This window comes from Pseudomonas sp., assembly GCF_026224925.1.
GTDB lineage: Bacteria > Pseudomonadota > Gammaproteobacteria > Pseudomonadales > Pseudomonadaceae > Aquipseudomonas.
Window position 1 is genome coordinate 1 of sequence record NZ_JAMFRV010000788.1, and the last position, 5252, is coordinate 5252.

General features: G+C 55.5%; 3 protein-coding genes. 2 read left to right on the forward strand and 1 reads right to left on the reverse strand.

Annotation, left to right across the window (positions count from 1 at the left end):
* A partial coding sequence (locus M0974_RS33065; RefSeq protein ID WP_297846515.1) for a TonB-dependent receptor occupies positions 1-2223 on the reverse strand: 2223 nt, incomplete at its 3' end.
* 689 nt (positions 2224-2912) lie between these two features.
* On the opposite strand from M0974_RS33065, the gene M0974_RS33070 reads away from it, so the two are divergent.
* The gene (locus M0974_RS33070) at positions 2913-3674 is read left to right on the forward strand and encodes a GntR family transcriptional regulator (RefSeq protein WP_297846518.1); all 762 of its coding nucleotides are present in this window, start codon (positions 2913-2915) and stop codon (positions 3672-3674) included.
* The coding region (locus M0974_RS33075; RefSeq protein WP_297846520.1) for a fumarate reductase/succinate dehydrogenase flavoprotein subunit at positions 3671-5252 on the forward strand (1582 nt) is incomplete at its 3' end. The genes M0974_RS33070 and M0974_RS33075, both read left to right, overlap by 4 nt.

Genomic DNA, 5252 nt, shown 5'->3' on the forward strand with positions numbered 1-5252 from the left:
GGTGCGCGGGTCACCAAACATGACTGCCGCAGTTTGGAAGCCACCCGGAAGGGTGTGGTTGCGGTATTCCTTGTCGGTCAGGTTGTTAACGTAAGCAGTGATCTGGGTTTTATCGCCGGGCAATTCGTAGGTCACCCGCGCATTACCCAACGTGTAGCCGCCCGAGCGCATGGCAGCGGATTGATCGTTTGTATAAAAGTACTGGCGGCTGCGGGTATTCCAGTCAGTGCCAACCACTAACGCACCGCCTACGCTCAGCGGGATGCGATAGTCGGCCCCGATCACGCTGGACACGTTTGGCGCACGCACAAACTTGTTGCCGGAATAATCGTTAGTGCCAGAGGTGTAATCGGTGAATTCCGTATGCAACAGGCCGAGCCCGAGGTTGACGTGCAAGTTCTCCACGGGAATGGCTTCGATCTCGAACTCCGCACCGTAGGCTTCGCCTTGGGCGCCGTTAGCCAGTCGCGAAACAGTCTGGTTATCTACCGCCGTGACGATGTTGAGTTGGATATCTTTGTAGTCGTAATAGAAGGTGCTGGCGTTGGCATTCAAGCGCCCATCAAACCATTCCGATTTGATCCCGAACTCATACGCCGTGAGGAATTCAGGGTTCACGGTGGCAACGGTCGACTGGCTGATAGCGCCAGTGTTGTAGCCCCCGGAGCGGAAGCCCTTCGAATAGCGGAAGTAAATACGGGCGTTATCGGACAATTTGTATTCGGGGGTCAGGTCGTAGGTCCAGTCACTCCAGGTGTTGCTCTCGTCCTGAACGGCATTGGGCGCCAGCGTTGACGTGACGCTGGAAGGATTCCACCAATCGCCGGAGCCATAAACTGCGGGACCGACGTTAGCGATACGTTCCAGATCAATCGACTTACGCTCACGGGTCCAGCGCAGGCCGCCGGTAAGGCTGAATTTGTCGGTAAAGTTGTAGGTCATGCTGCCGAACAGCGCGTAACTCTCGTCCTGTTGGTTGTAGGCAATGCGGTTGTAGCTGCGTGGGATGTAGGTATTGTCGAGCGTGCCGCTGGCACTTATCGCATCCAGGTCTTCATGAAAGTAGTGGAAGCCCGCGACCCAATTCAGCCGATCAGAGCGCGGCGACGTCAGGCGAAACTCTTGAGACACCTGGCGACTGTCGGCATAGGTATAACCGCGCTGCAGTTCGAGCGGTGTGCCGTCGCTGTCACCCAGAGAGTCGCGTTTGAAGGCCTCAAATGCACTGATGGAAGTTAGGGTTAAATTACCTAACTGCCAGTTAACGGTAAGGTCGGCACCATTCTGTTGGATATTGCTGTCCTGTTTAGCGTTGTAATAGACATCGCCCTGTTTGGGGTCAACCTTGTAGCCGAATTGATTGGTACCGTTGGCATTGAGGCCGTAGTTGACGGTGCTGGAACTGCCGGTGTCGTGATAACGGCGACTGTGCAGATTGATCGCCGCGTCCAGATCATCGTTGATGTTCACTAGGAATTGCAGGCGGATAGCATCGTCCTCAAGTTCGCCGTGGTCATTGCCATTTGCTTTGTTTTCATTAAAACCGTCGATGCCTTGGTGACGGAAAGACACCCGCGCTGCCACCTTGTCATCGACCAGTGATCCACCCACCGCACCTTCAACGGCTTTCTCGTTGTAGCTGCCAGCATCCAGTTTCAGATAACCGTCTTCTTGGAAACTTGGTTTTTTTGAGATGAAGTTAATTGCGCCACCGGTGGTGTTCTTGCCCCACAGGGTTCCCTGCGGTCCCCGCAGTACTTCAACGCGTTCGAGGTCGAAAAGCGGAAACCCCGTGGCGCTGATGTTGGCGATGTACACGTCGTCCATGTAAATGCCGACCGGGCTTACCGTATTGGCACCCTGATCACCGGTTCCCAACCCGCGAATCCACCAGCGTGGACGTCCGTGGCCGTCAGCAGTTCCTGCCGAGACATTGGGTATATAGCGCGTCACTTCATTGGCTGATGACAGCGACGCGTCGCGAATTTTATCGCCATTGACGACGGCGATGGACGACGGAACTTGCTGCACGGTTTCTTCGCGCTTTTGCGCGGTGACGGTGACTTTATCCAGCGTCGAACCGGCGTTTGGTTGTGCATCGGCATCCAACGTATCCGCTGCTAAAACGCTGCTCAGGTGAAGGCCAGCGAAGCTCAGGGTGATAGCCAGCGACAGGGAGCTGGGTTTGAATTTACGATTTTGCATCAGGCGGCGGTTAGACATGTTGCTCCCTTTTTATTAACGAGTTGAGAGGGTCGGCATCTCTCGGTTTTTTGCTGTCTTTACTGCGTGGTCAAGCGCAGCGCAGCTAATAAGAGAGGCTGATATCGCAACAAACGTACCGCCTGAGACAATGACAAAGATGTTTTTTATCTTATTGAAAATTATGAATTTTATTTAATAGTTAGTTTGGAGGTTTTTGGTTTTGTCAGATTTTTTTCTGCTGGTGCAACAGTCACTGCTGACGGGTTGCTGCATCAGCAGCAGCGTCATTGCAACGGGATTATCGTAGGCGCGGTGGCGGGAAGGGGGCTGATGAGTGAGGTTGGGTTATCCACAGAAACCGGGGGTATCTCTGTGGATAACCTCGGCGGGGGCAGGTTGGTAATGGCTTCTAACGAACTGAGTAATAAACGACCAATAACGTGCCAAGCCAAGACGCGCCGATCATTCAGCGCCGGTTCGGCAATCGCCGTAGCCGCACATAGGGTGCCCGAAGTGCTGCAGTTCTGTGCCGCGATCGAAGATCATTTCCTTTGGGATCAGCACTTGCCGCCACTGCTGAATCGGTTATGGCCGGCCGCTATAATGTCGATTAATCTCGCGTCTATGCATATTCTAAATTGATATTTCACGACGTCTGCTTAGGCTCTATATGCTCAGGTCATATCTCGTTATGACAAGTGACATAAATGACCGATACAGCCAAAGTTTTACTTCCTCTGTCGAGTGTGCCGCTGCATACCCAACTGCGTGAATTGCTGCGCGCAAGGATACTCGATGGTGAATACGTTCCAGGCAACCAGATGCCTTCTGAAAGCGAGCTGGGCAGCGTGTTCAAAGTCAGCCGCATCACCGTGCGCCAAGCGCTGGGCGATCTGCAAAAAGAAGGGCTGATCTTCAAGATTCACGGTAAGGGCACGTTCGTCGCCAAGCCGAAAACCTACCAAAATGTCAGCACCCTGCAAGGTCTTGCGGAGTCCATGACCGGGCGTGGCTACGAGGTGATCAACCGTCTGCGCAGCTTCCGTTTCATTCCAGCCGACAATCTGGTGGCAGAGCGTTTGCAAATAGCCGAAGGCGAAATGGTCGCGCAGATCAAGCGCGTGCGCCTGATCAATCGCGAGCCTATTTCCCTGGAAGTCACCTACCTGCCCAAGGCCATCGGTGAGCGTCTTGAAAACGCTGATTTGGTGACACGCGACATCTTCCTGATTTTGGAAAACGACTGCGGCCTGTCGCTGGGCCATGCCGATCTGGCCATTGATGCGGTGCTGGCTGACAGCGACCTGACCCAGGCGCTGAACGTCGAAGCGGGCTCGCCGATCATGCGTATTGAACGCCTGACCCACAGCGCTGACGGGCGTCCGCTGGACTTCGAACACCTTTACTACCGAGGCGATGCCTTCCAGTACCGCCTGCGAATCGACCGCCAGCGAGGAGCCCCGCTATGAGCCGACAAACCCTTGAGCAGGAATACGACATTGTCGTGATCGGCGGCGGGACCGCTGGACCCATGGCGGCGATCAAGGCCAAAGAAGCCAACCGTAATCTGCGCGTACTGCTGATAGACAAAGCCAACGTTAAACGTAGTGGCGCGATCAGCATGGGCATGGACGGCCTGAATAACGCCATTATTCCCGGCCACTCGACACCTGAGCAGTACACCAAAGAAATTACCATCGCCAATGACGGTATCGTCAATCAGGCGGCGGTGTATGCCTATGCAACTCACAGTTTCGAGACCATCGAGCAACTGGACCGCTGGGGCGTGAAGTTCGAAAAAGACGAGACCGGCGACTATGCGGTGAAGAAAGTCCACCACATGGGCGCCTACGTGCTGCCGATGCCGGAAGGGCACGACATCAAGAAAGTTCTGTATCGCCAGCTCAAACGTGCGCGCGTCAACATTACCAATCGGCTGGTCTGCACCCGTTTGTTGACCGACAGTGAAGGCGCAGTGAACGGCGTCATGGGTTTCGATTGCCGCACCGCTGATTTCCATGTGATCAAAGCCAAGGCGGTCATTTTGTGCTGCGGCGCTGCCGGGCGTTTGGGCTTGCCTGCGTCGGGCTATCTGATGGGCACTTACGAAAACCCGACCAATGCCGGCGACGGTTATGCCATGGCGTATCACGCCGGGGCCGAACTGGCGAACCTGGAATGCTTTCAGATCAACCCATTGATCAAGGACTACAACGGCCCGGCTTGTGCGTACGTCACGGGCCCGTTGGGCGGCTACACCGCCAACAACAAGGGCGAGCGCTTCATCGAGTGCGATTACTGGAGCGGGCAGATGATGTGGGAGTTCCACCAGGAACTCGAAAGCGGCAACGGCCCGGTGTTCCTCAAACTCGATCACCTGGCTGAGGAAACCATTCAGAACATCGAAGAGATTCTGCACAGTAACGAGCGCCCGAGTCGTGGCCAGTTCCACGCCAATCGCGGCACCGATTACCGCACGCAAATGGTCGAGATGCACATCTCGGAAATCGGTTTTTGCAGCGGCCACTCGGCGTCAGGGGTGTGGGTCAACGAGCGGGCTGAAACCTCGGTCAAGGGTTTGTACTCAGCAGGTGACATGGCTGCGGTGCCGCATAACTACATGCTAGGCGCGTTTACCTACGGCTGGTTCGCTGGCACCAACGCCGCTGAGTATGTGGCAGAACGCGAATTCTCGGCGCTGGATACACAACAGATCGAGTGCGAGCAGGCTCGGGTTTATGCGCCATTGGATCGCGAGCACGGCCTGCCACCGGCACAGGTCGAGTACAAGCTGCGGCGCTTCGTCAACGACTACCTGCAACCGCCGAAAGTGACCAAAAAAATGCAAATCGGCTTGCAGCGCTTTGGCGAAATCGAGCACGACCTGGAGCAGATGAAAGCCAGCAATCCCCACGAACTGATGCGTGCCATGGAAGTCAGCATGATCCGCGACTGCGCGGAAATGGCTGCTCGTGCCTCGCTGTACCGCGCCGAAAGTCGCTGGGGGCTTTACCACTATCGGGTCGACCACCCGCAGCGCAATGACA

Bases quoted from the DNA above. Each gene is read 5' to 3' on its own strand.
- M0974_RS33070 (WP_297846518.1), top strand. From the start codon at position 2,913: ATGACCGATACAGCCAAAGTTTTACTTCCTCTGTCGAGTGTGCCGCTG.